A 23,993-nucleotide genomic window follows, 5' to 3' on the forward strand; every position below is an offset into this window, starting at 1 on the left:
TTAGAGGGCTTTATTTAGATTTTAATTTTATATCTTTTGTTTATTTATATGATGGTCTAAAGAATTATATAAATCTTCAATGAAAACATCTACTATTTTAGGATGAAATTGACCTTTCTTATTTATCTCTAGCTCTTCTATAGCTTGTCTCACGGTAAGAGCCTTTTTATATACTCTATTAGATATCATAGCATCAAAGGCATCTGCAACACCTATGATACTAGCCTCTATAGGTTCTTCTACCAATTTCACCCTATTAGGATAGCCCCTTAAATCATATCTCTTATGATGAAACCTAACTGCATTAAGTATTACGTCAGAAAAACCTAAATTACTTAATATCTTATATCCTAGAACTGGATGCTCCTTGACTTTATCAAATTCTTCATTTGTAAGCTTATCAGGTTTCTTAAGTATATCTGATGTTATCCCGATTTTGCCTATATCATGTAAAATCCCCGCCACCTGTATTTCTTCACAAATACAATCGGAAAGATTCATCATTTTAGCAATTCTGTATCCATATTTACCAACTCTAATTGAGTGCTCCAGTGTAAGTCCATCCTTTGCTTCTAGAGATATAAGGAGCGACTTGATTATCTCCTTATTATTAGTATCAAGTCCCTTTAAATAAGATAATTCTTCAAGTTTATTTATGACCTTATTAGATATTCTTATTTTCATATACCAAACTACCCCTTTAAATTCAAAATGCTTGTATATCATTCCTTCATTTTAAATCATTATTCGCAAATAATTATTAATTAACCGAAAACTTATTTATGGACTCTTCAAGCTGATGAGCTAAGTCTTCTAGTTGTTGAGTATGGGTCTCTACTTCTTCAATTGAAGCAAGCTGTTCCTCTGTTGAAGCAGAAACCTCTTGAGTTGCAGCCGACGTTTGCTCAGATACAGCTGAAATATTTTCCATTACATCTACTATAGTATCCTTTTGCTCTCTCATTTCTAAACTACTTTCATTGATTTCCGCAACCTTCTCAATTAAAGACTTTACTGAAACCAATATCTGATTGAATATATCTTCTGTTTCCTTAACTACCACATCTTGTTCACTAACAGTAACTCTTGTTTCATCCATAGATTTAACTGCTGTCTTGGATTGATTTTGAATACTAGCTATAAGCTCTTTAATATCATTTGTTGCTTCAGATGACTCTTCTGCTAATTTTCTTACTTCATCAGCAACTACCGCAAATCCTTTTCCATGTTCTCCTGCTCTGGCTGCTTCTATTGCTGCATTAAGTGCCAATAAATTTGTTTGCTCTGCTATTTTAGAAATTGTTTCAGATATAACTCCAATTTCCGAGGTGCTTTTATCTACATTTATTACAATTTCATTAACCTTTTTAGAAGCGTCTGCTGTCTTGGTGGATTTTTCTGTTAAGGTCTTAACTATATCTAGACCTCTATTAGTAAGATTATTAGTCTCATAAGAAATTTCATTCATATAATCAGTGGTAGTTGATACTGATTCAATTCTTTCTGATATTTCATTAATTCTTAATACTCCATTTTCTGTATCCTTAGCTTGAGAACTAGTGCTACTAGCAATTTCTTCTATAGTTCTAGAGACTTCCCTAGTGGCTTGTGTGGTTTGTGTAGTAATATCTCCCAAGGATATAGATGTATTTAAAACTGTATGAGAAGAAGTCTTTATATCTTTAATTAGATTATTAATTCCTTCTAACATCGAATTAAAACTTTTACCTATTTGTCCAAATTCATCCTTTGAACCTATATTAACTCTAGTGGTTAGATCACCATTGGCTGCATTGGCAAAGGATTTCATTAACATATTTATTGGTTTAGTCGCTTTATAAGATATTACTATTGCAGCTATTGTAGCTAATATAAATGCTAATATAGCTATATATAAAGTGGTTTTTAATATTACATCTGTGTCATCTCTTAACTCTTCTTCTTCCATAGTGGCCATTAATTTCCAACCAGTGATTTCATTTGTAGTATAGCTTAAAAATTTGTCTTTCCCATCATAACTATATTTTTCAAATCCGCTTTCCCCAGATTTAGCAGTTTCCCAAAAGCTCTGCTCAGTAGCAATGTTTGTTCCAATAAGGTCTATATCATTATGTGCAATCATAGTACCGTTTTTGTCAGTTGCACAAACATATCCTTTTCTTCCAATAGTACTACTACCAAGAGCTTTAGATAGTTCATTTAATTGAATGTCAACTCCTATTACCCCAATTATCTCACCTTTGTCTTCGACAGTTCTGGCTGCTGTTACAACGACTTCCTTGCTATCGGCATCTATATATGGTTTCGTCCATATAACTTTTCCCACATTTTCTATTGCCGATTGATACCAAGGTCTGACCCTTGGATCAAATCCTTCTTCAAGATCTGCTTCTGGATATAAGTAAATCCCCCCTTCAGTTGTCGCAAAATATGTGCTTTTAATATCATTATTACTTTCTTTTGTAATTCTCAATTGTTCAAAAGCCTTCTCTTCTAAGTCTGGCTGATTAGAAAGATACTTATTAATATCAACTTGAATTGTTTCCATTCCCCCATCTGCATTTTCCCTCTCAACTTCTACTACATTATCTTGATTAATAGAATCATTTAACATCAACATCCATATAGAATCATTTGATAAAACCTCTGTTTGATTTTCTATTCCCTCTAAAAATCGAGTTACAGCTCTATTGGTTTCTTCAATTGTTTGTTCAGACGTAACTGCTAATTTTTCTTCTAACAGCCCGTATGATTTTTGATATGTAAAATATCCTAGTCCTATAATTGGTAGTAATGTAATAATCACAATAATAGCTATTAATTTATTCCTTGCACTATTTCTCGTGACTTTTTTTTCTGTCTTCTTCCTTGCCATAAAAAATCCACTCCTCTTCATTTTTTAATAATTATTTTTTATAAGTCCCATAAAAATATAGGTAAGTATTTGAATAAAATCATATCCACTATAAACTGAAATAAAAAAGAGCAGCTTCATTTGCCAAAGCTACTCTCTTCCCAAAGCACAACTATTTTGAGAAATTTAAATAACTATTAAACTTCGGCAGTTTGGCAACCATAGAGTTTTATTCCTTAGGTCCATAACTTTGCGTCCTCACCTTTCGATAAGTTTGCTATTATCGGTATAGTCAAATTTTTTAGATTTTGTTTTACTTTCATTACATATTCCTCAGGACTACAGCACTATTTTGGATTATATTACAAAATTAAACAAAATTCAACATATTTTAAGCAATAATTTGTTAGCTTAAGTGAAGTAATATACATATTTGTGTCAAAGACTGCATTTTGAAGTGAAATATTCTTACCTCAAAAAGACAATATTTTGTCCAACTAATCAACATAATTGCTTAGAAATAAATATTCTTTACATATAAAAGATATAGTAATAAATTATTATCTGTAATATAATATGGCACAAGAAAACCCAGCAATTATTTGCTGAGCTTTACACAAAATAATTTCTATATTTAATTTTTTCTTATAAGACTTTTCAATACATACAATTAAGAAAATTGCATATTTACAAATCCAATCTATTTCACTATAATATAATTCCTCTTATTCTATTTACTTCTTCAACAATAAATATATAAAGTATGGAGCACCAATAAGAGAAACCATAATTCCTGCTGGTATACCATTAGGTTGAATTACATTATGTCCAATTGTATCTGCAAATAATAACAACCAACCTCCAATCAAAACAGCAATTGGTATAGATAGCTGATTTCTAGGACCAACTAAGGTTTTTGCAATGTGGGGAGCCATTAGACCAATAAAGGAGATTCCACCAGAAACAGAAACCGCTGAAGCTGCCAGTGCTACAGCTGTTAATAAAAGCTGAATACGCTCTCTATCTACAGATATACCAACACTAATGGCTATTGGTTCACTAAGTCTTAAGATATTTAACCTATTTGCTTTATATAAAGTAAATGGAATTAAAACTATAAGCCATGGAAGAATAGCCAAAATAAAAGGCCAATCTGTTCCCCAAATATTTCCTGCTAGCCATTTTGCAATAAATTGGACTTTAACCCTTTCCGTAGAACTAATAATAACCATCATTAATCCTGACATAGCCATGGAAAGTCCTACCCCTACAAGAACCAATCTATTAGTCTTAAGACCTTCGTTTTTTTGATAGGAAAGCACATATATTATAAAGGCTGTAATAAGTGCGCCAGCAAATGCAACTACGGGAAGTAGATAAATAAAAGAAACAGCATTAACTGGGATAAATAAAAAGAATATGGTAACAGCAACTCCTGCACCAGAATTGATACCTATAATTCCAGGGTCAGCTAAATCATTTCTTGTGATTCCTTGCAATATTGCACCTGATAAAGATAGTGCCATACCTGATAAAAAAGTAATTAAAATTCTTGGCAATCTTAGTGAAAATAAAACGAATTCTTCTTTAAAAGAGCCTTGTCCCAATAGGGTAGGTATAAGCCTATTATAAGATAAAGAAGCATCTCCAATTCCCATGCTTATAACGATTGTAGCAATGATTAATGTTAATAAAGCAAATAATGTTAATCGTTGCTTTTTAATTAAATCTGGTTGTATCATGATAAAGCTTTACCCCCTTTGTGAACAATAAATAAGAAAAATGGTAACCCTAGCATTGCAACAATTGCAGCTACAGGTGTTTCATATGGAGCATTGATTGTACGTCCTAGAGTATCAGCAAGAAGCATTAAAGTAGCACCTAAAAAGATAGAAACAGGTATTATAAACCTATAATCTGTCCCAACAATTGCTCTGACTATATGAGGTATCATTAATCCAATAAATGCTATATTTCCAACTAATGCAACTGAAGCTCCAGTAAGTACAGTAATTACAATAAAAAGTATTATTTTAATTTGTATTGTCTTTTGCCCTAGTCCAACTGCCAATTCTTCACTTAGACTTAATATAGTAAGCTGTCTGGAAAGCATTATAGCTATAATTAGACCTACTACTATAAATGGAATAATAATTTTTAATTGGTCCCAAGTGGTACCAATCATTCCTCCTGCTGTCCACATTGATACATCCTTTGATAGCTTAAAATATATACTAATACCTTCTGCTATTGCATATAAAAAAGCTGAAACTGCAGCACCAGCCAATACAACTTTAAAGGGAGTAAACCCTCCCCGTTTCAAAGAGCTTATACCAAAAACTAGCATAACCCCTACTGCCGAACCTATAAAACAGGCAGTAAAAATAATATAATAATTGGCTGAAGGTATGAATGCTAACGTAATAGCCAATGCAGCATTTGCACCTGCTGTTAATCCAAGCAATCCAGGGTCAGCCAAGGGATTTTTAGTTATTCCTTGCATAATCGCACCGGATACCGCTAATGCAGCTCCAACAAATATTGCTGCCACTTCACGAGGCAAGCGAATTTCACGTATTATTAAAATATCATCATTTATTTTACTGGATGTTAAGGAAAGCCAAACATCTTTAATGGAGATATCTGCTGCACCTACTACCATCGCCACTACAAACATTCCTATAAATGCAAGTATCACTACAAATAACTTTAATCCAAATGAAGTGACACGTTGTTTCTTTTCCATACTAAATCTCTCACCTTTCATGTCAAAAATAAAGAAGAGGAACCCTTAAGTAAGAATTCCTCTGATGACCTTCTTTTTATTAGTTACCAAGTAAATTTTCTATGAAAAAGTCTAATTGATAATCTAATGTAATTGGATCATTAAAAGAGAATATATTAACGTCAACTGGAAATACACGATTATTCTTTACAGCGGGAATATTTTTATATGTCTCAGTTTCTTGGAATGAATTCTCCGCTTCTGAGTTTGTACTAAAAATTACATAGTCTCCCATATATTCAGAAAGCACCTCTGGTGATATGGCATAATACCCAGCTTCTAAAGCCATTTCTTTAACTTTCTCAGGCATTTTAAGTTTCATTTCTTGGTAAAGAATTTCCGTACCTCTACCCCAATTATCCCCGAACACATAAATTTGTTTGTTATAGCTTTCTACAACTGAAATTGTGGCGTCAGCACCAATTTTCTGTTTTACCTTTTCTCCTGCTTCTTGTGCCCTAGCTTTAAAATTATCTATCCATTCTTGAGCTTCCTGCTCTTTATTAAGCATTTTTCCAATCTCTATAATTTGAGTTAAATAATCTACCTTCCCATATGTAAAGGTCACTGTAGGAGCTATTTCACTCAACTTATCTAAGTTATTATTTGTTGGAGCAGCAACAATAAGGTCAGGCTCTAGCTCAATAATTTTCTCTAGGTTTTCATCTGATACTAGTTCAGCATCCTTTATATAATCATCATATAGTTTATTTTCCATAGTCCATGACTCCACACCAACTATGTCTTGGTCAAATTTCATAACACTTCCAGATAGGAAGGAATTCAAAACAATAATGCGTTGTGGATCAGCCGGTACTTCAATTGGACCATTCTCCGATTCATAAGTTATTGTTTGACTTTCATTTCCCTCTGATTCTTTTTCATCATCATTTGTTTGTTCCTGTGATACATTTTCCTGATTTTTACCTGTATTTGAAGATTCATCATTGTTAACAGTTTCATTGCTACAAGCACTAGTAATTAACACAAATACCATTAGAATTGAAATCAAAACTTTTTTCATTTTGTAACTCTCCTTTTAATAAATTGTATGTAACACACATTGGTTTATTTGTCCTTGGATCTCTACTAATTTCCGCATCAATATTAAATACTTCCTTCAAAGTATCTTTATTTATTACTTCTTCACAATTTCCAGCTTTAACTATCTGACCATCCTTAAGTGCGATTATATAGTCAGCAAATCGAGCAGCTTGATTTAAATCATGAAGAACCATGATAATAGTTCTCTTTTGTTCTTTATTTAACTTCTGCAATAATTCCAAAACTTCTAACTGATGAGCCATATCTAAATATGTAGTTGGTTCATCAAGAAATATAATCTCTGTTTCTTGCGCAAGTGCCATAGCAATCCAAACACGTTGACGCTGTCCTCCTGATAATGCGTCTATAGTACGGAACTTGTAATCTTTTGTTCCTGTTACCTCTAATGCCCAGTCAATTACCTCATAGTCTTTTTTTGTTAATCTGCCAAATCCTTTTTGATATGGAAATCGACCATATGAAACCAATTCCCCTACTGTTAATCCAGCTGTTCCTTCTGGGGTTTGAGGAAGTATTGCCATCTTTTTCGCAAGTTTTTTTGTATTTTCATGGATAATATTTTTTCCGTCTAAAACGACAGATCCCGATTGATGAGAAATGATACGTGTAATTGCTTTAAGTAATGTAGATTTTCCGCATCCATTTGACCCAATAATTGTAGTTATTTTCTTATCAGGTATCTCCACACTTAAATCCTTTACAACTAAATGCTGGTCATAACCAATGTTTATACTATTGGTATATAAGCGACTCATAATTTAACCTCCGCTTCTTGATAAAACTTATTTATTGATAACGATTATCAATGTCATTACATGAATCATTATATATTTGACTTTAGTTTCTGTCAATACTTTTTTACTGAAATCTGTTAACTTTAAGAAAACTTCATATTTATCTAGTCCTTTTAAGGGATGTTATGAGCTTAATCTAAAAAAATCTTTCTATTAAAATTCTCTAATAGAAAGATTTTCCTCATTGATTAATGCATTTAAATATTCTATTTTCTTTAAAACTCATCAGATATTTTTTGAAAATTACTTACCAAAGATTTCTTTTGCAATTCTTATTCCTGTGGGAGTGGCTGCCAATCCACCTAAAGCAGTTTCCTTTAAACTTGGGGATAGTAACTTTCCAACTTTATACATAGCTTCCACTACTTCATCAAAGGGAATGATACTCTCTATCCTCGCCAATGCCATATCAGCAGATATTAGTGCATTGGTTGCTCCAATTGCATTCCTTTTAACGCATGGACTTTCAACTAAACCTGCTATAGGATCACAAACTAAACCAAGAATATTTTTAATTGTCATAGCAGCAGCATGTAGGGATTCCTTAGGACTACCACCTTCTAATTCAACTATTGCAGCCGACGCCATTGCAGCTGCTGAACCCGTTTCTGCTTGACACCCACCATCGGCTCCCGAGACAGTTGCGTTTTTGGCAATTATTAATCCAATGGCAGATGCTGTAAATAGCCCTTCTACCAATCTATTTTTTTCAACTTGAAAATCTTCCTTTATTGCATGTAGAACACCTGGTAGCACCCCCGATGAGCCTGCAGTAGGTGCAGCTACAATTTGTCCCATTGATGCATTAACCTCTAGCACTGCCATTGCTCCAGCAACTGCTTTTAAAGTGGTTTTACCTGATAGACCCTTAGCATTATCATACCTTTCTTTAAGCTTTTTAGCATCTCCACCTACCAGTCCACTTATTGATTTTATTTCATCATTTAAGCCTTTTTCCACTGCATTCATCATAGTATCAAGATTATCTTCCATTTGGTCAAAGATTTCATTATAGCTTTTTTCAGTGTTTTCAACTTCTCTCAAAATCATTACTTCCCATATCTTTTTATTATGTTTCATGCAAATATCTATTAGTTTTTCCCCACTATCAAAATTATACAACTTCTTCACCTACTTTACAGAGAATCTATTATATAGACTTCTTTTATATTATTCGTTGAATCTTTTATGGCTCCAACTAACTCCTGCTCTAATTTATCATCGGATTCTATTACCATTAAAGCATCTCGCCCCTTATCTTGCCTATATACACTCATAAAGGCTATATTTATATTATGTTCTGATAAAATCTTAGTAATCCTAGCTACTACCCCTGGGCTATCTAAATGTCTTGTTATAAGTGTAGGATATTGTCCAACAAATTCCAGCTTCATTCCATTAATTTCAATAACCTTTACATTTCCTCCACCTATGGATGAACCCATTAATTCAACCAATTCATCATTCTCTTGAGTTACAATGAATTTCACAGTATTTGGATGCACTTCCTTTAAATCTGTCTCTATAAATTCATACTTAATACCTTTAGACTCAGCTATCTCCAAGGAATGCCTAAGATTTTCATCATCTTCCTTCATTCCCAACAATCCAGCCATTAGAGCCCTATCTGTTCCATGACCCTTATAAGTCTTAGCAAATGAGCCATGCAACAAAAACTTTACACTTTTTATTTCTCCTTTTATTAACTTTGAGACTATTTTGCCTAATCGTGCTGCACCTGCTGTATGTGAACTTGAAGGTCCAATCATCTTAGGTCCAATAATTTGAAAACTACTATAAGTATTCATATTTATCTCCTTTAGCCTATTATTAAATTCGAATTATAAACATTATAACATTGTATTCATAGCCTTTAAAGGCACTCTTTACTAAAATTGAAACTATTCTAGTGCTAGTGAATAAAAAAAACAAGTATCCCTCTAATTAAGCCGCTTTCAGAGAAACCTTGTTCTTTTAATTTTAAAATAATTCTTCTATCCACATTGAGCAAAGTTTAATTGCACCCCTAAATCCAATAAAGGGAGATTCATATAAATTAAAACTTCGACTATATATATCTCTAGATATACTAGTATTACATAGCCTACCTAACCTTTTTAATAGCATTGGCTGCGCCATAATAATTCCATCTAAATCTCTGGATATATTATTCATTATTTCCTTTTCTCCCCAATATGGGATTTTATCTGTTTCATATGCTTTACTATCACAACTAATATGTTTTATTTTCATTCCTATATCGTCACAGGCAAATTTTTTAATTCCTTCTACTACATCAATATGACCTGAAAGAGTGATCGGTCCTTTAAGAGGCCTGAAAGATACAATCTGCTTACAATAGTTATATCCATACTTTCCCTCATTCAATTCATTTTGAAGAAATTCTTTATTTATGGGTATATCTATGATTTTAGAAATTTCTTTTAACCATTTTTCAGTTTCATTATATCCGTAGGGGCGACAGTATATATATGGGGTATTAAATCTATCAGCTAACTCCTCTCCAGCTTTAATACCTTCTCTTCGAATAACAATATTTATATGGGTTGACCCCATCTTTTCTATGTCTGAAATAGATGCTTCAGAGCTAAGGGTACATATTGGATTTATATCAAAAGCTCCTTTAAGCATACGCTTTATCTCTCTTACATCAGATCTATACCTAGACAGATCACAACAGGATCCAATGATATTAAAAGATTTTTTTTCTGTCTTTTTAATAGGCAAAGCTATATTTTTAGCTAATTTAAATATAGCTTCTTCAATACCATGATTTAACTTATCATGAAAACCCCCTCTTCTAAAGGACAAAATTTTTAAATCTTTATATTTTGCTTGTAGTTCCTCACATATTGCATCTAAATCAACACCAATAGTTTCTGGGATAGACGAAGGTAGGAGAAAAATTGCTTTTATCTTTTTATCTTCAACTATTTTAGCAATGGCATTATCTATACGTTTAGTTATTCCTAATGCAATATCCTTTTCATCTATATGAGTGGAAAACAGCTTACTTCTATTAATAATACCCGTCTGTTTAAGAAATCTTTCCCCATAAATCATATGTCCCATAGACCCAAATTCTAGAATTGCTGCTTCGTCGATTGTTCCCAAAGTCCATAATAATCCCATTCGACCAGACGGTTCTGGTGTATATTTATATAATCCCATTTTCATATCCTTTCTATCTATATAGTTGAGTAAATTGCATATTTACAAATCAAATATATTTTTGCATAAATTTTTAATATGAAATTTCCTCTGTTAGCTTAGTCGACTATCTATAAACTCTAATAATTTTAGAACACGTTCAAATCCAGTTAAGTTTTGAATCTTAATCATTTCTTGATCATTTAACAACACTTTTTCTTCTATTCCATTACAATTTCCTAAAGAGTATATGTCAATCTCATTGTCTAAAACCTCAGTAATTTTATCTTTATTAGTTATATAAGTAACATACGGGTCCTCACCTAGCTCTAATAGCTTATCCTTCCATTTTAAATTAGTCATATCCATTTCCTCAATATGTAGCATAAATGGCTTAAATCCAAGCTTTATTAAAGATACACTTAGGGGAACTGCAAGAGTAGATGGTGATGTTATAATAAAGCTCTTTTTTTCTTTTATACTTAAAATTTTTTGATAGAACTCTTCAATCCTAGGTTTCTTTTCTGTATATAAGTTTTCAAGCTTTTCTCCTGAAATATCTAAATGCTTAAATATCTTCTCGTATCTTTTTTCAACTGTATCTAAATCGTAGGCATCACAAAGGCTAATATAAGGTATTTCATACTTCTCTTTGAGCTTTTCTGCAAACTCTAGATAATTGTTAGAATATACAATATTAAGCTGAGAGCCTAGAGAACTATTTAATTCTTCTATATCTAATTTAACTCCATATTTTAAGACGTCTATTTCTGATTCTTTCAGAATTGATTGTAATCTATTACATTCTGTTTCTCCTCCATTACCAAGAAAGTTAACGGTGGGTTTCTTTGATTTTTCACTATCCTTTTGTACTTTAATAGCATCGGCTAAGGCAGCAAGGGTCTTGGAATATCCGTCCTTATATCCATTTCTCTTGAAGTGGGCCATGTCAACAAATACCACTTTAACATCTGATTCATATGATATTTCTTCAATGATGGCCTGTGGGTCTTCTCCAATCAACCCAGGAACACAGGTCATTATTATCATTATGTTTTTTGCCCCTTCTTCTGCCATCTGTAATACTGCCTTTTTTACTCCACTACTACATCCAAAGACCACTTCGTTGGAATCTAATTCATAAACATAGTGACATTCCTCTTTAGTGTTATTAGAATAGTCCACAACAAATCTACTATAATATCCACATTCAGCCATACCAACTACAAGACTTGAGAGACCTTTTATATTTAGTAATGTAGCCAATGTCGTATGCATGGGACAGTGACTACCTGGCGACGCAGCAGGATGTAGAAATTTAATTCCTTTGTTATTATTAACCTGTGATAAAGTGTTAAGGTGAGTTAGTCTATTTTTATCCATAGCCTATATACTCCCTTGAAGTAATTTATTTGCCAAATTTACATAATCACTGGTCATTTCACTATCTGGAAAAGCGTATACCACTGTTTTATTTAAGTCCTCAGCCCTTTGAACTAGTGGATTTCTATCAATCTTATAAATAACCTTTGTTTCTTCTTCCTTAGCAGAAGAATGAACTAGATCATCTTCATTCTCAATATTTTTTGCATTGTATATGAAGCCTTTTAATGAAGCATATCCCCTTTTTTCAAAGCTCTTAACTGCATGACAAATATTACTTGCTGCATATAAGGACATCATTTCTCCTGATGTAACTATACAAACATCATCAGCATATCCTCCACGGATGGGCATAGCAAACCCGCCACATACCACATCACCTAAAACGTCATATAATATAATATCTGGTTTAAATTTATCATATGCTTTTAGCTCCTCTAATTTCTCAAACGCTGTTATAATGCCTCTGCCAGCACACCCTATTCCAGGCAAAGGACCACCGGACTCAATACATAGAACTCCTAAATCGCCCGTAAAAACGATATCTTCGAGCTCTATTTTATCCTTAGTGCGTAGTACATCTAATACTGTTGGTATTTTCTTTCCTTTTGTCAAATTTTTAGTAGAATCTGCCTTGGGATCACAACCGATTTGCATGACTTTATATCCTTGCTTTGCAAAGGCTGCTGATATATTTGAAACTGTTGTTGATTTTCCTATTCCACCTTTACCATATATTGCGATTTTCTTCATCTATTTCACCTTTCCTTTATGTAGCTTCTTTTTTTACTTTTCGATTTTTCATTAATAAAAATAGAAAATATGGTGCTCCTATAACTGATACTACAATTCCTGTAGGTAATTCAGCAGGTTCAATTATTGTTCTGGCAATTATATCTGCTATTAAAACCAAAAGTGCTCCTACTAATCCACTAGCTGGAAGTAATATCTTATGTTTTGGGCCAACCAATTTTCTTGATAAATGTGGCCCAATAAGTCCAACGAAACTTATACTACCACTTACTGCCACCGATGCAGCAGCTAATGCTATTGCTGTAAAAAGTAGCTTTCGTTTCTCCTTAACAACATGCATACCTAACCCTTTTGATATTGATTCTCCAAGGGCTAAAATATCAAGATTTCTAGCCATTAACATCACAGCGATAAAACCCAAAACAATCCATGGCAATAAAGTCACAACTAGCTTCCAATTTGAGTTCCATATACTGCCTGCTTGCCATCTGGCCAAGAAGTCATGTTGATCTTTATCTAGTTTAAGAATTATTAAAATCATAATAGAATTTATTCCAGCTTGAATAGCTACTCCATTGAGTACTAGCCGAATAGGCTCTACACCTAGAAACTTATTAGTTGATAGTTTATATATAATTGCCCCTGTAATTCCTGCACCTATAAATGAGAAAAAGGGAAGCAAAAAAATCGAACTAAAACTTAGTGTACCTGCCATTACTATAAATATAACTACCACAAATCCTGCCCCTGCATTAATTCCAAGTAGTCCTGGATCAGACAAGGGATTTTTTGTGATTCCTTGTAATACACACCCTGATAATGAAAATCCAATTCCTACTAGCATTGCTATGATAATTCTAGGTAATCGAAAATCCACGATAATTAGATTTTCTTTCACAGTTCCGCCACCGAAAATAATTCTTAATAAATCTAAATAAGTAATATCCTTATATCCACTTTTTAAGCTTATTAGAATAGTTATAGGGATAAGAGCTATCAATATGTACATAATTTGATGATTTTTTAACTTCACTATATCCCTCCCTTTTTCTTACGAGCTAAATATAAAAACACAGGTACTCCTAATAAAGATATGATAGCACCAATAGGAATTTCTGCTGGTGGATTTATAGTTTTAGATCCAATATCGGCTAGAACTAATAGGATACTTCCAAGAACGGCACTTACGGGAATTATTAGTCGATAATCCTTCCCCACTAGAAATCTTGCAAAATGGGGTATAAGCATCCCAACAAATGTTATCATTCCTGCTAATGCCACTGAAGTACCCGCCAATAAAACAACTATAACTGTACCAAAAAATTTAACAGCCTTAGTATTAAGTCCAAGGCCAATAGCTATCTCTTCACCAATACTCATTATTGTAATTTTTCCTGAAATAATTATGGCTAAGATAATAGCAATAGTTATTATTGGTACTCCTATGCTTACATGCTTCCATTGACTTCCCGCAACACTTCCCATTGTCCAAAATGTAACATTCTGTGTCACATTAGCTATAATTGAAATTCCTTGACTTAATGCTGAAAAAAGAGCAGTAACTGTAGCTCCAGCTAGAATCAATTTCATGGAGCTATTTCCCCCAGCAATTGCACTGCTTATAATGTATACAGAGCTGGCCCCAATCCCTGCTCCAATAAAAGACATTAAGACCATCTGTGTATAAGATATGTTGTCAATGAAAGCAAAACATATAGCTATAGCTAGAGCTGCACCCGAGCTTAATCCCATCAATCCTGAATCTGCCAGTGGATTCCTAGTTAATCCTTGCATAATAGCTCCCGATACTGCTAATGCACTTCCAACAATAGCTGCTACAAAAACTCGAGGTAATCTCATATCCATTATTAACAGATGTTTAGGATTGTCTGTCTCAAATGATGTAAATGCATCTATTACGGTAGATAATGATATAGATGCAGCCCCTTGAGTAACAGAGAACATTATTGCAAAAAAAAGAAATATACATCCAAATATTATAATCGGTAGTGCAATAGCTATCTTATTTAATTGATTTTGTTTATTATTAACTCTATCTTTAATCATACTATTCTCCTATTTCTTGACTAAATTGAAAGTAGATGTAAAGCGCGAAACTTTAACATCTACTTTTTTATTATTTTTCAGCTAAAAGAGTTTCTACAATCTTGTCGACAGTATACACTGTTGATAATGCACTGCATGCATGACCTGATCCATCAAGTCTAAATACATGATCTTCTTTAACAGCCTTCAATGACTTCCACACAGTATTTTGACTTAACTCTTCATAAATAGCTTCATCTCCATCAAATACATTTACAAATATATAGTCTGGATTCATTTCAACCAATGCTTCCATTGAAACTTGAACGTAGTTTTCAGATTCTGGAAATCCCTTTGGCGCATTCAATCCAAGTCCTGTTTCATCATCATACAAATCAGGTCGGTAAATACAATAGTATTTATCAGCTCCCATCATTGAAATCATCATTACCGTCTTACCATTATAGTTTTCTTCTAATTTTTCTCTAGATTCTCTTAATTTTTCATCAACTTCTTTTATAACTTCTTCAGCTTTATCCTCTTTATTTATGGCTTTACCTACTTCACGAAGACTTAATCTCCAATCTACCTTAGTTTCTGGACCATAAACTGCTACAGGAGCAATTTTCTCAAGATTTTCAACATCAACACTATTTAAATTATATGCTTGATCTAAAATTAAATCTGGTTCTAATTCTGCTAATAGTTCTAAGTTCACTTCAGTACTCCCAATATCTATAACTTCACTTAAATCCATGTCTTCAAAAGGATCCCATGTTGCAGTATAATTCTCAGCTCCACCTGCACCAATAGGTGTAACATCAAGCATTAATAATGTTTCCCATAGTGGTAAATATGTTGTAACTATCTTAACAGGTTCATTTTCTAAAATTACTTCTCTTCCTGCTGCATCCACATATGTATATGAAGATGCTGGCTCACTTTCATTATCAGCTTCCTCTCCATTGTTAGACCCATATTCCATATCTTCTTCCGATTTTATGTTCTCCTTTTGATTATTTTTATCTTCTGTACTCACATCATTGACTCCATTTTGAGAACAACCAATTATCAATGATGCAATAATTGCAATAACTATGAATAGTTTAATCTTTTTGTACATAATACCCTCCATTAATTATATTTTATTTTGATTATGATTATCATTATCATTAACAAGATATATTGTAACATAAGATTAAATATTGATACATAGCTTTTTTTCGAATTTTTTATGGATTTTTTCCAAATCTTTTTCTGAAGAAACTTGGGGCAAGTCCTGTATGTTTTTTGAAGATTCGGCTAAAATTAAAGGCATCCTCGTAACCTACCATTTTAGCTATTTCATTAATGGAGTAATTTTCTTGGAGTAGTAAATATTTGGCATGATTTATGCGATATTGTATCAGATACTGTTTTGGACTAATTCCAACTATTTTTGAAAAAATATAATAAAATTGTTTGCTATCCATATTTATTTTGTTAGCTAAATTCCCAACGGTTATATACTTATTGAAATTATCATGTATATATATAATAATCTTTTGAATTAATTCATTTTCAGAACTGCTCAAACTTTCCTTTGCATACTGAAAAATTGTATCAATAACTGAATATAGCTTAGTTTTACTTTTTAACTTATCTAAAACCCCCCCACTATTTTGATACTGTATCATTTGTCTCATATAATTATATATTTCTGAACAATATACTTTATCGATATCTACAACAAAGTGCATTTTAGACAATGGTGTCTTTGACTTTTTAGATTCTTCTATTATTTTATAGTGTAATAGAAAATATTCCCATTCAGAGTCTCCTAATACCATTTTATCCAATGGTATATTTGATCCAGCAAAAAGTATCCTCCCTGATTCTAAATAATAGTGATGTTTGTCCAAGGTAAATTTAGCTTTACCACGAACTGGAACAACAATCCCACATCCTCCTTTCATGGTTCTCCTATTAAGATCTTTGCTTCCCTTGGGTATAGTCAATTTATAGATACCATCAATTTCAAGATTCGAGACTGAGTATTGACTTATAACTTTATTTAAGTCTATCTTCACAAAATTCCCTCCTTTACGACAAAACTACTATTAAGTAATTATTATATCAAAAACATATTTTTTTGTTCTTTTTATTTTTTGAAAAAATGGACTATTTCTAGAAATTTCTTATTATAATATAATGAAAAACAAACATCCTTATTCATTTAATCACTTCTATAAGGATGTTTGTTTCTCTATTTTTAGTCTTACATAAAATTTAAATATGCAAATCCCTTATTTATTAAAATCTCCTGTATCAATTAACTGTCGTTGAGCCTGCTCTATCAATCTTTTAGTCATATTTCCCCCTAGGCTACCACCTATGTGACCATTTTCTCTAGATGTTAGATTGTATTTATCAGTTGATTGATTAGCAATTATTCCTAGTTCATTAGCTATTTCATTCTTCATTTCATTTAATGCTTGTCTTGCTTCTGGAACAACTATTTTCTTTCTACTCCTATTATTAGTCATAAATTTTCCTCCTAGATTGACTTGTTTACTTTGTGATAATATTTTTTGTGATAATAAAAAAATTATACTAAACAAAAGTAACCAATTATCTAGCCAGCGCAACTAATTACAATATAAAATTAAATACAGTTATTAGACTCTTTGTGAAACTTTTTCTTCTGTTCATACATCCTTTGATCAGCTTTATTAAATAGTTCATCAATATTAGATGCAGAATCAGGATATGTTGCTATACCATAACTAAAACTCAAAATAAATGAATTGTTTTCATCAATATAAATAGGAGTCTCTTCTAGTTCCTCATTCATTAGCATCAGTCTTTCTTCTATTACATCATTATTTAAATTATAAATGCCTGCAATAAATTCATCTCCACCATACCTACCCAAAATGTCCGTGTCCCTAAAACTACTGCTTAAAATTTCACTAAAAACCTTAAGTCCCTTATCTCCAATATCATGTCCATATTTATCATTTATTTTTTTAAAATCATTTAAATCGAAGAGTACTAGGCTAAAGTTGCTTTGTTCTTTATTTACCATTTCTTTCATTTTTATTAATTCATTCTTAAAAAAGTGTCTACTGTATAAACCTGTTAATCCATCATGCTGAGAATAGTACAATTTCTCTTCAATTAAAATCCTATTTTTAATTAAAAGTTGAATTTGTTCCTTAAAGTACTCAATCATCTTTAAGTCTTCATCATTAAAAGCGTCCTCTTTGTAACTATCTACATTTAAAATTCCATATATGTCATTGTTAATAATTATAGCAGAGCTCATGGTTGTCTTAATATTAACACCATTTGCTTCAACTAAAATTTGATAATTCTCTTTTTTCATATTTGCTTTATTAAATTTTGAAATATCATTAACCATATATGGACTGTTTAAATCACTGATATCATGATATTTAAAGAAAGTTTCATTATAGGGAATCTTTATTAACTTTAATTTTTCATGATTATAACCAATTGATGCAACAAACTCAAACGATTTTTCATTTTTCAAAACTAAAAAACTTCCTTTATCAGCGTGATCTATAATTTCCACAGCCTTATTTAATATTGCATTTAAAATCTCATCTATATTTTTAGTTTCCATGATTAAATGGCTTATGGCTAATATTGAATCTTTAATTTTAGTTAGTTTATTCAATTTCGTATTTAAGGTATTATGCTTTTTTATTAAATTATTCTTTTCTTCTATATAATTCCTTTGCTCTACTAGCTTCTTAGATAAGGAAAGAAATAAATTGTTAAATTGGCCAAAATATCTTTCTTCTGTCTCTCCCCCAATTTCTCCAGTTTTCACTTCAATATTACTAATCTTTTTTCTTAAATATTTATAATAGGTAAATGTCATTATATTAATAGTAATAAAAAGTACAAGAATTTGAATAACAGCTTTCTGGTTTTCTAAAAATAAATTGAATATTATCATAATTAAAGTTGCAGCTAAAAAGTATATAGTCTGTGTCTTTAATATATTTGTATCCCTCTTATTCATCAACTATTTAATTATCCCCCTTAGTTATGTTTTTATTTTAAGTATACCATGAATCTATATTTACATACCATCAACATCTAAATTTCTAATACTTTTTAGATATATTAAAAAAGAAAAAATTTTAGATTTTATTTGCTCTCGTAATAAAATATTTTTTTTAGATAACACTAGTTTATATCTAGATAAATTCTATTAATCAAGAAGGTGGAGTTATGTTACGCAAAATCAAAAATATATTAAGAGCTGCTAGAAATCAAGGTGATAAAACATATGAAAGTAAGATCGTCGATGCTAGTTATGAAAAAAATGAAAGATTGAGTTCTTCATTGAAAAAAAATATTGACAATATAAGAAAAACTTTTGGAGACTCTGATGATTTACAGATTAGAAAAATTCCAGGGGGCTCTGTATATAACTTTGTATTGATTTTCATTGATGGATTAGTAAAGGAAGATGACTTAAATGAATTTATATTAAAATATTTTTCCTTTAAAAATAAGGAATCTACTTCATTTAAAGAAATTATAATTAATAGCAATTTACCTGTTACTTCAATACATGAAGTTCAGGACTATAGTGATATTATTGCACATATATTAAATGGACTTTCAATTTTAATGATTGAAGGTAGTAACACTGCTTATGCTTTAGATTATATCTGCTTTAATAAAAGAAGTATAACTGACTCTAACTTAGAGAAAAATCTAAGAGGGCCAAGAGAAGCATTTATAGAAGATATTAAGACAAATTTAGCACTACTAAGAAAAAGAATTAAGAGTAGAAATTTTCAAGTTGACAAATTAACTATTGGATCTAGAACAAACACTGATGTTGCTATTGTATACATAAGGGATATCGTTAATCTTGACATTGTTAATGAGGTAAAGAGCAGACTTGTCAATATCAATTATGATGATGTCCAAGATTCTACGTACTTAGCTCACTTAATCAGTGATAACCCTATTACTATTTTTCCATTAATGGCACCAACAGAAAAACCAGACAAGGTAAGCTCAAGTCTTTTAAACGGGAGAATTGCTTTGTTATCCGACAATAGCCCTACCGCAATCTTACTACCATCAGTTTTTACTGATTTTTTACATGTTCAAGATGATTTTTATGAAAGATTTTATAGTGCATTTGCCTCTAGAGTTATACGTTATATAGGTGCATTTTTAGCTGTATTTTCAACGCCTATTTATATTGCACTTACTGCTGTAAATGTAGATATGCTCCCTACAAAGCTTGCAATTCCTTTTTCTCAGGTTAGATATGTTGTTCCATTTCCTCTAATAGTAGAAGCTCTAATAATGGAAATTACTTTAGAAGTTTTAAGAGAGGCTGGCTTAAGAATTCCAAATCCTATAGGACCTGCTATTAGTATAGTTGGAGGATTAGTTGTAGGGCAAACCGCTGTAAATGCTGGACTTATTAGCCCTTTCCTGACTATTATTGTAGCATTATCAGCAATAGGTTCATTTACAGTCACTTCAGTAGACTTAGTTACTTCCTTAAGAATTATAAAGTTTTTATTTATAATAAGTTCAGGTGTATTTGGGTTGTTTGGATTAGGAGCTTCAGTATCATTATTAATTATACATTCTTGCTCTTTAACTTCTTTTGGAGTTCCTTACCTAGCTCCATTTAGTGAGACGAGTATTAAAGATGCCTTTAATAGTATTTTTAGGAAACCTTTTATCATAGATTTCGAAAGGAACAGATACTATAGAATTAAAAATGAAACAAGGGTGAAAAAATGAAGGATAGAAAAATAAATATTTATCAATATAGAGCAATATTAATAACTGCTACTATCGGTATAGGTCTTATAACATTGCCAAGAGCACTGGCAAATAAAGTTAGTACAGCATCGTGGTTGGCGATGACTTTGGGTACAGTAATTCTTATTGTAATCTCTTTTCTAATTTTAAGATTACTAAATTATTTCCCTAACAATAATATATATGAAATTTCGCAAACTATTTTAGGTAAATATTTATCAATAATAATTACGCTTATTTTTATCTCTTATTATACTCTTGTAACCTCATCAACAGTACGATTTACAACCGATGCTATTAATGTTTGGATGCTACCTTTAACTCCTATGAGTGCAATTATTTTTATATTATTAATTGTATCTTCCTATGTATGTCTTAAAGGTACTGAAACTTTAGGTAGGTTTTGTACAGCTTTTTTATTTTTTAATATTTTGTCTGTTTTATTAGTGCTATTCTTTACATTTACAAAAGTCAAGCCTTATAATATACAGCCATATTTTCATACTACTTTTGTTGAATTGCTTAAAGGAACTAAAGAATCTCTACTCTCCTTACTTGGAATTGAAACTTTTTTTGTTTTCCATAAATTTATAAATAACGAACAAGATGTTGCTTCTAGTACTTATAAAAGTATTATTTTTATTGGAATATTATATGTATTATTGGTGGAAGCTACAATTGGCTATTTTGGAGTGGATCAAATTAAAACTCTTGTTTTTCCCGTAATTAGTTTATTTAAAACTATAGAAGTTCGCTACTTTATATTTGAACGTATAGAATTATTTTTTCTAACTCTTTGGTTAGCAGCTGCATTCACTACCATATGTATTTATTACTATTGTGGATTCTATCTTCTTAAGGTTTTACTACCTAAAAAGGTTTCCCATGCAATTTTACCTATTTATTTTGCTATAACTTTTTATTTATCGAGACTTCCTCAAAATATAGATGAAACATTTAAATTATTAAATTATACTGGAAATCTTGGAATTCTTATATGTCTTATTATTACTGTATTACTTTTAAGTATCGGAAAAATTAGAGGTGTATTTAGATGAGGAAAATATGCTTGTTATTGATTTTTATTCTTACAATAATCCTTATGATAGGTTGTTGGGATTTTAAACAAATAGATAATTATTATATTTTAACAGGTCTCTCAATTGATAAAGGTGAAGATAATGAACTAATAGTTTCAACAAGAATATCTGCTCCAATAACTGGATTACAGACATCTAATACCTTCACAACAGAAGGGAGAGTAATATCTCGTAAAGGTACTACTATCTTAAATGCTTTACAAAAAATGAGCAATGAACTAAAAAAAGAAATTTTCCTAGGTCATTTACAGGTTATTATCATTAGCAAAGAAATTGCTAAAACTGATGTTGCAAATATAGTCGATAGCTTATCTAGAAATCCAAATATACAGAGAAAACTCTATATTATAGTTTGCCAAGAAGAAGCGAAAAAAGTAATGGAGGCTGTTAATCCTTTAGATGTTGCCCCTATACCTGATTTAGTGAATATGTTTGATATTAATAAGACCAATAACTTTATACCTATAACCTTGGATGAATTCATTTTTAAATACAAGAGTTCTGGATATGACGCCTTATTACCTATTGCAAAGGTTTCTAATCAAATCATTGAAGTTAATGGTATGGCTATTTTCCATAATAATAGTTATATAGGAGAATTAAATGGTGAAGAATCAAGAGTGCTCTCCCTATTAATTTATCCTAAATTTACTACAGAATACTATACCTTATCACAGAAAGATACAAAAAATACTAGTGATTTTGTCACTGTAAAAATTGATAATAAATCTAGTAAAATTAAAGTTAACCTCAAGGATAATCGTATAGAAACTAAACTATATATTAAATTATATGCTCAAATAACTGAATACTCAAACACTAAAGAGAATCAAGATGTTCAACAACTATATAATATTGTTTCAAAACAGCTAGAAGAACGTTTAAAAATAGAATTAGAGTCGCTTATAAAAAAATCAAAAGAATACAATACAGATATATTGGGCATTGGCAAATATGTTAGGGCAAAATATCAAGATTATTGGGACACTATAAACTGGGAGGATAAATATTCAAATACCAAATTTAGTACTGACATAAACGTAATAATAAGATCATCATCTTCAACTAAGCTTATTGCAAATTGAGATTTTATTTTTACTTTAAATCCTATTCTTATTTAATTTCAAAACATAAAATCCTTGGTATTTTGCATTCCTTTTTATAAAATACAATTATAAGTGATCAATAATATTTCTAAATAAGGAGAATATTTATGAATAATAAAACATATGCCCATTATGTAGCTTCCCTTGCGCAAAAGGCAATACTATATGAGGTAAGTGCAACCCCTAAGCCTGGTCTAGTGGATCGTGAAAACAATGGTTCACATAGTGATATGGATTTTTTCACATTTATGTCTAGTAGTTCTTCTTTGTATAAGGGAATATATAAATGTGTATTAACAGGAATAGGTTTTTCTGACAATGATCTTACTAAGCTTTTAGACCTAATTAGACCTATAGGAATAAAGTGCGAACAATCTATGTTTCAAGCAACCTATGGAGTAAATACTCATAAAGGAATTATCTTCTCAATGGGCGTATTAGGTGCAGCTACTGGTAGACTATATGGAAAAAGTAATAAAAAATTATTTTTAGCAGATGAAGTTTGTTCTATTGCAAAACATATGACCAAGGGATTAGTCCTTAATGATTTTAAAGATTTAGATAAAAAGAAAGAATTAAGTCACGGGGAATATTTGTACAAGCATTATGGATTTAAAGGGATTCGTGGAGAAGCGGAAAGTGGATTTAAAACAATTTTAAAAGAGCCTATTTCAATAATAAGACAATGGGACATTCATAAAAATTTAAATATAAATGACTTGTGCTTAGAGGTATTGCTCCATATTATGGCAAGTTCTGAAGACACAAATGTGATGATTAGAGGTGGTATAGAAAGCCTACACTATGTTAGAGATATCTCAAGAGAATTTCTAAAATATGGAGGTATGAATCAGAAAAATGCAAAGGAAATACTTAGATCAATAAATGATACATTTGTTCAGAAGAATATTAGTCCAGGTGGTTCTGCCGATTTACTAGCTATTACTATATTTCTAGCAATGATAGAAGGTATTCAGTTATAAAACTATTGAAATCTAGTTTGTAATTATCTATTTTTTAACAAATCTCATAATTTGCAATCATATCGTAATTTTTATTAACAATCTGTTCACACTTTGTACATATTACTTTGTTATTATAATAGTAAGAAGATATCAAATT

General features: G+C 31.2%; 21 protein-coding genes and 1 riboswitch. Of the genes, 4 read left to right on the top strand and 17 right to left on the bottom strand.

What is annotated here, in order from left to right:
* Window positions 1–27 precede the first annotated feature (27 nt).
* From JMO20_RS09985 to JMO20_RS10065, 17 genes are all read right to left on the bottom strand, one after another.
* Window positions 28–684 carry an HD-GYP domain-containing protein gene (locus tag JMO20_RS09985; protein ID WP_202709491.1) on the bottom strand — a complete coding sequence of 219 codons (657 nt, stop codon included), beginning with the start codon at window positions 682–684 and terminating at the stop codon, window positions 28–30.
* 76 nt (window positions 685–760) lie between these two features.
* Entirely contained in the window at window positions 761–2,875 is a 2,115-nt protein-coding gene (locus tag JMO20_RS09990) for a methyl-accepting chemotaxis protein (RefSeq protein WP_202709492.1), read from the bottom strand.
* Between the two features lie 182 nt (window positions 2,876–3,057).
* A riboswitch (cyclic di-GMP riboswitch) is annotated at window positions 3,058–3,143 on the bottom strand.
* A 445-nt stretch (window positions 3,144–3,588) separates the two neighbouring features.
* The gene (locus tag JMO20_RS09995; RefSeq protein ID WP_202709493.1) at window positions 3,589–4,596 is read right to left on the bottom strand and encodes a FecCD family ABC transporter permease; all 1,008 of its coding nucleotides are present in this window, start codon (window positions 4,594–4,596) and stop codon (window positions 3,589–3,591) included.
* Window positions 4,593–5,600, bottom strand: coding sequence for a FecCD family ABC transporter permease (locus JMO20_RS10000; protein WP_202709494.1), 1,008 nt, complete (start codon window positions 5,598–5,600; stop codon window positions 4,593–4,595). Before JMO20_RS10000 ends, JMO20_RS09995 begins: the two co-directional genes overlap by 4 nt.
* Window positions 5,601–5,679: 79 nt before the next feature.
* Window positions 5,680–6,663, bottom strand: coding sequence for an iron-hydroxamate ABC transporter substrate-binding protein (locus tag JMO20_RS10005; protein ID WP_202709496.1), 984 nt, complete (start codon window positions 6,661–6,663; stop codon window positions 5,680–5,682).
* Window positions 6,614–7,459 carry an ABC transporter ATP-binding protein gene (locus JMO20_RS10010; RefSeq protein ID WP_202709498.1) on the bottom strand — a complete coding sequence of 282 codons (846 nt, stop codon included), beginning with the start codon at window positions 7,457–7,459 and terminating at the stop codon, window positions 6,614–6,616. Before JMO20_RS10010 ends, JMO20_RS10005 begins: the two co-directional genes overlap by 50 nt.
* A 282-nt stretch (window positions 7,460–7,741) precedes the next feature.
* Window positions 7,742–8,629: an L-serine ammonia-lyase, iron-sulfur-dependent, subunit alpha gene (gene sdaAA / locus JMO20_RS10015; protein ID WP_341534018.1), complete on the bottom strand. Its 888-nt coding sequence runs from the start codon at window positions 8,627–8,629 to the stop codon at window positions 7,742–7,744.
* A gap of 5 nt (window positions 8,630–8,634) precedes the next feature.
* Window positions 8,635–9,306: an L-serine ammonia-lyase, iron-sulfur-dependent subunit beta gene (gene sdaAB / locus JMO20_RS10020; protein ID WP_202709500.1), complete on the bottom strand. Its 672-nt coding sequence runs from the start codon at window positions 9,304–9,306 to the stop codon at window positions 8,635–8,637.
* 172 nt (window positions 9,307–9,478) lie between these two features.
* Window positions 9,479–10,696: a nitrogenase component 1 gene (locus JMO20_RS10025; protein WP_202709502.1), complete on the bottom strand. Its 1,218-nt coding sequence runs from the start codon at window positions 10,694–10,696 to the stop codon at window positions 9,479–9,481.
* Between the two features lie 87 nt (window positions 10,697–10,783).
* Window positions 10,784–12,052, bottom strand: a complete 1,269-nt coding sequence (locus JMO20_RS10030) for a nitrogenase component 1 (RefSeq protein WP_202709504.1) — start codon at window positions 12,050–12,052, stop codon at window positions 10,784–10,786.
* A 3-nt stretch (window positions 12,053–12,055) separates the two neighbouring features.
* Window positions 12,056–12,805: a nucleotide-binding protein gene (locus tag JMO20_RS10035; RefSeq protein WP_202709506.1), complete on the bottom strand. Its 750-nt coding sequence runs from the start codon at window positions 12,803–12,805 to the stop codon at window positions 12,056–12,058.
* 16 nt (window positions 12,806–12,821) lie between these two features.
* Window positions 12,822–13,838, bottom strand: coding sequence for a FecCD family ABC transporter permease (locus JMO20_RS10040; RefSeq protein WP_341534019.1), 1,017 nt, complete (start codon window positions 13,836–13,838; stop codon window positions 12,822–12,824).
* A complete protein-coding gene (locus tag JMO20_RS10045) occupies window positions 13,838–14,872 on the bottom strand; it encodes a FecCD family ABC transporter permease (protein WP_202709507.1) in 1,035 nt (344 codons plus the stop codon). The genes JMO20_RS10040 and JMO20_RS10045 overlap by 1 nt, the downstream gene beginning before the upstream one ends.
* Before the next feature lie 70 nt (window positions 14,873–14,942).
* On the bottom strand, window positions 14,943–15,974 hold the full coding sequence (locus tag JMO20_RS10050; protein WP_202709509.1) for an iron-siderophore ABC transporter substrate-binding protein: 1,032 nt from the start codon (window positions 15,972–15,974) through the stop codon (window positions 14,943–14,945).
* Between the two features lie 109 nt (window positions 15,975–16,083).
* Window positions 16,084–16,920 carry a helix-turn-helix domain-containing protein gene (locus JMO20_RS20610; protein WP_202709510.1) on the bottom strand — a complete coding sequence of 279 codons (837 nt, stop codon included), beginning with the start codon at window positions 16,918–16,920 and terminating at the stop codon, window positions 16,084–16,086.
* Between the two features lie 216 nt (window positions 16,921–17,136).
* On the bottom strand, window positions 17,137–17,376 hold the full coding sequence (locus tag JMO20_RS10060; RefSeq protein WP_202709512.1) for an alpha/beta-type small acid-soluble spore protein: 240 nt from the start codon (window positions 17,374–17,376) through the stop codon (window positions 17,137–17,139).
* A gap of 119 nt (window positions 17,377–17,495) precedes the next feature.
* Window positions 17,496–18,884, bottom strand: a complete 1,389-nt coding sequence (locus JMO20_RS10065) for a sensor domain-containing diguanylate cyclase (protein WP_202709514.1) — start codon at window positions 18,882–18,884, stop codon at window positions 17,496–17,498.
* Between the two features lie 212 nt (window positions 18,885–19,096).
* Between JMO20_RS10065 and JMO20_RS10070 the strand changes: the two genes are divergently transcribed.
* The 4 genes from JMO20_RS10070 (at window position 19,097) to citG (ending at window position 23,854) form a co-directional block, all read left to right on the top strand.
* The gene (locus tag JMO20_RS10070) at window positions 19,097–20,644 is read left to right on the top strand and encodes a spore germination protein (protein ID WP_202709516.1); all 1,548 of its coding nucleotides are present in this window, start codon (window positions 19,097–19,099) and stop codon (window positions 20,642–20,644) included.
* Complete coding sequence (locus tag JMO20_RS10075) at window positions 20,641–21,723, top strand: GerAB/ArcD/ProY family transporter (protein ID WP_202709518.1); 1,083 nt, start codon at window positions 20,641–20,643, stop codon at window positions 21,721–21,723. Before JMO20_RS10070 ends, JMO20_RS10075 begins: the two co-directional genes overlap by 4 nt.
* Window positions 21,720–22,850, top strand: coding sequence for a Ger(x)C family spore germination protein (locus JMO20_RS10080; RefSeq protein ID WP_202709520.1), 1,131 nt, complete (start codon window positions 21,720–21,722; stop codon window positions 22,848–22,850). Before JMO20_RS10075 ends, JMO20_RS10080 begins: the two co-directional genes overlap by 4 nt.
* A 128-nt stretch (window positions 22,851–22,978) precedes the next feature.
* Window positions 22,979–23,854, top strand: a complete 876-nt coding sequence (citG, locus tag JMO20_RS10085) for a triphosphoribosyl-dephospho-CoA synthase CitG (RefSeq protein ID WP_202709521.1) — start codon at window positions 22,979–22,981, stop codon at window positions 23,852–23,854.
* The last annotated feature ends 139 nt before the right edge of the window (window positions 23,855–23,993 follow it).

Source organism: Sporosalibacterium faouarense, from assembly GCF_016765695.1.
GTDB lineage: Bacteria > Bacillota > Clostridia > Tissierellales > VENL01 > Sporosalibacterium > Sporosalibacterium faouarense.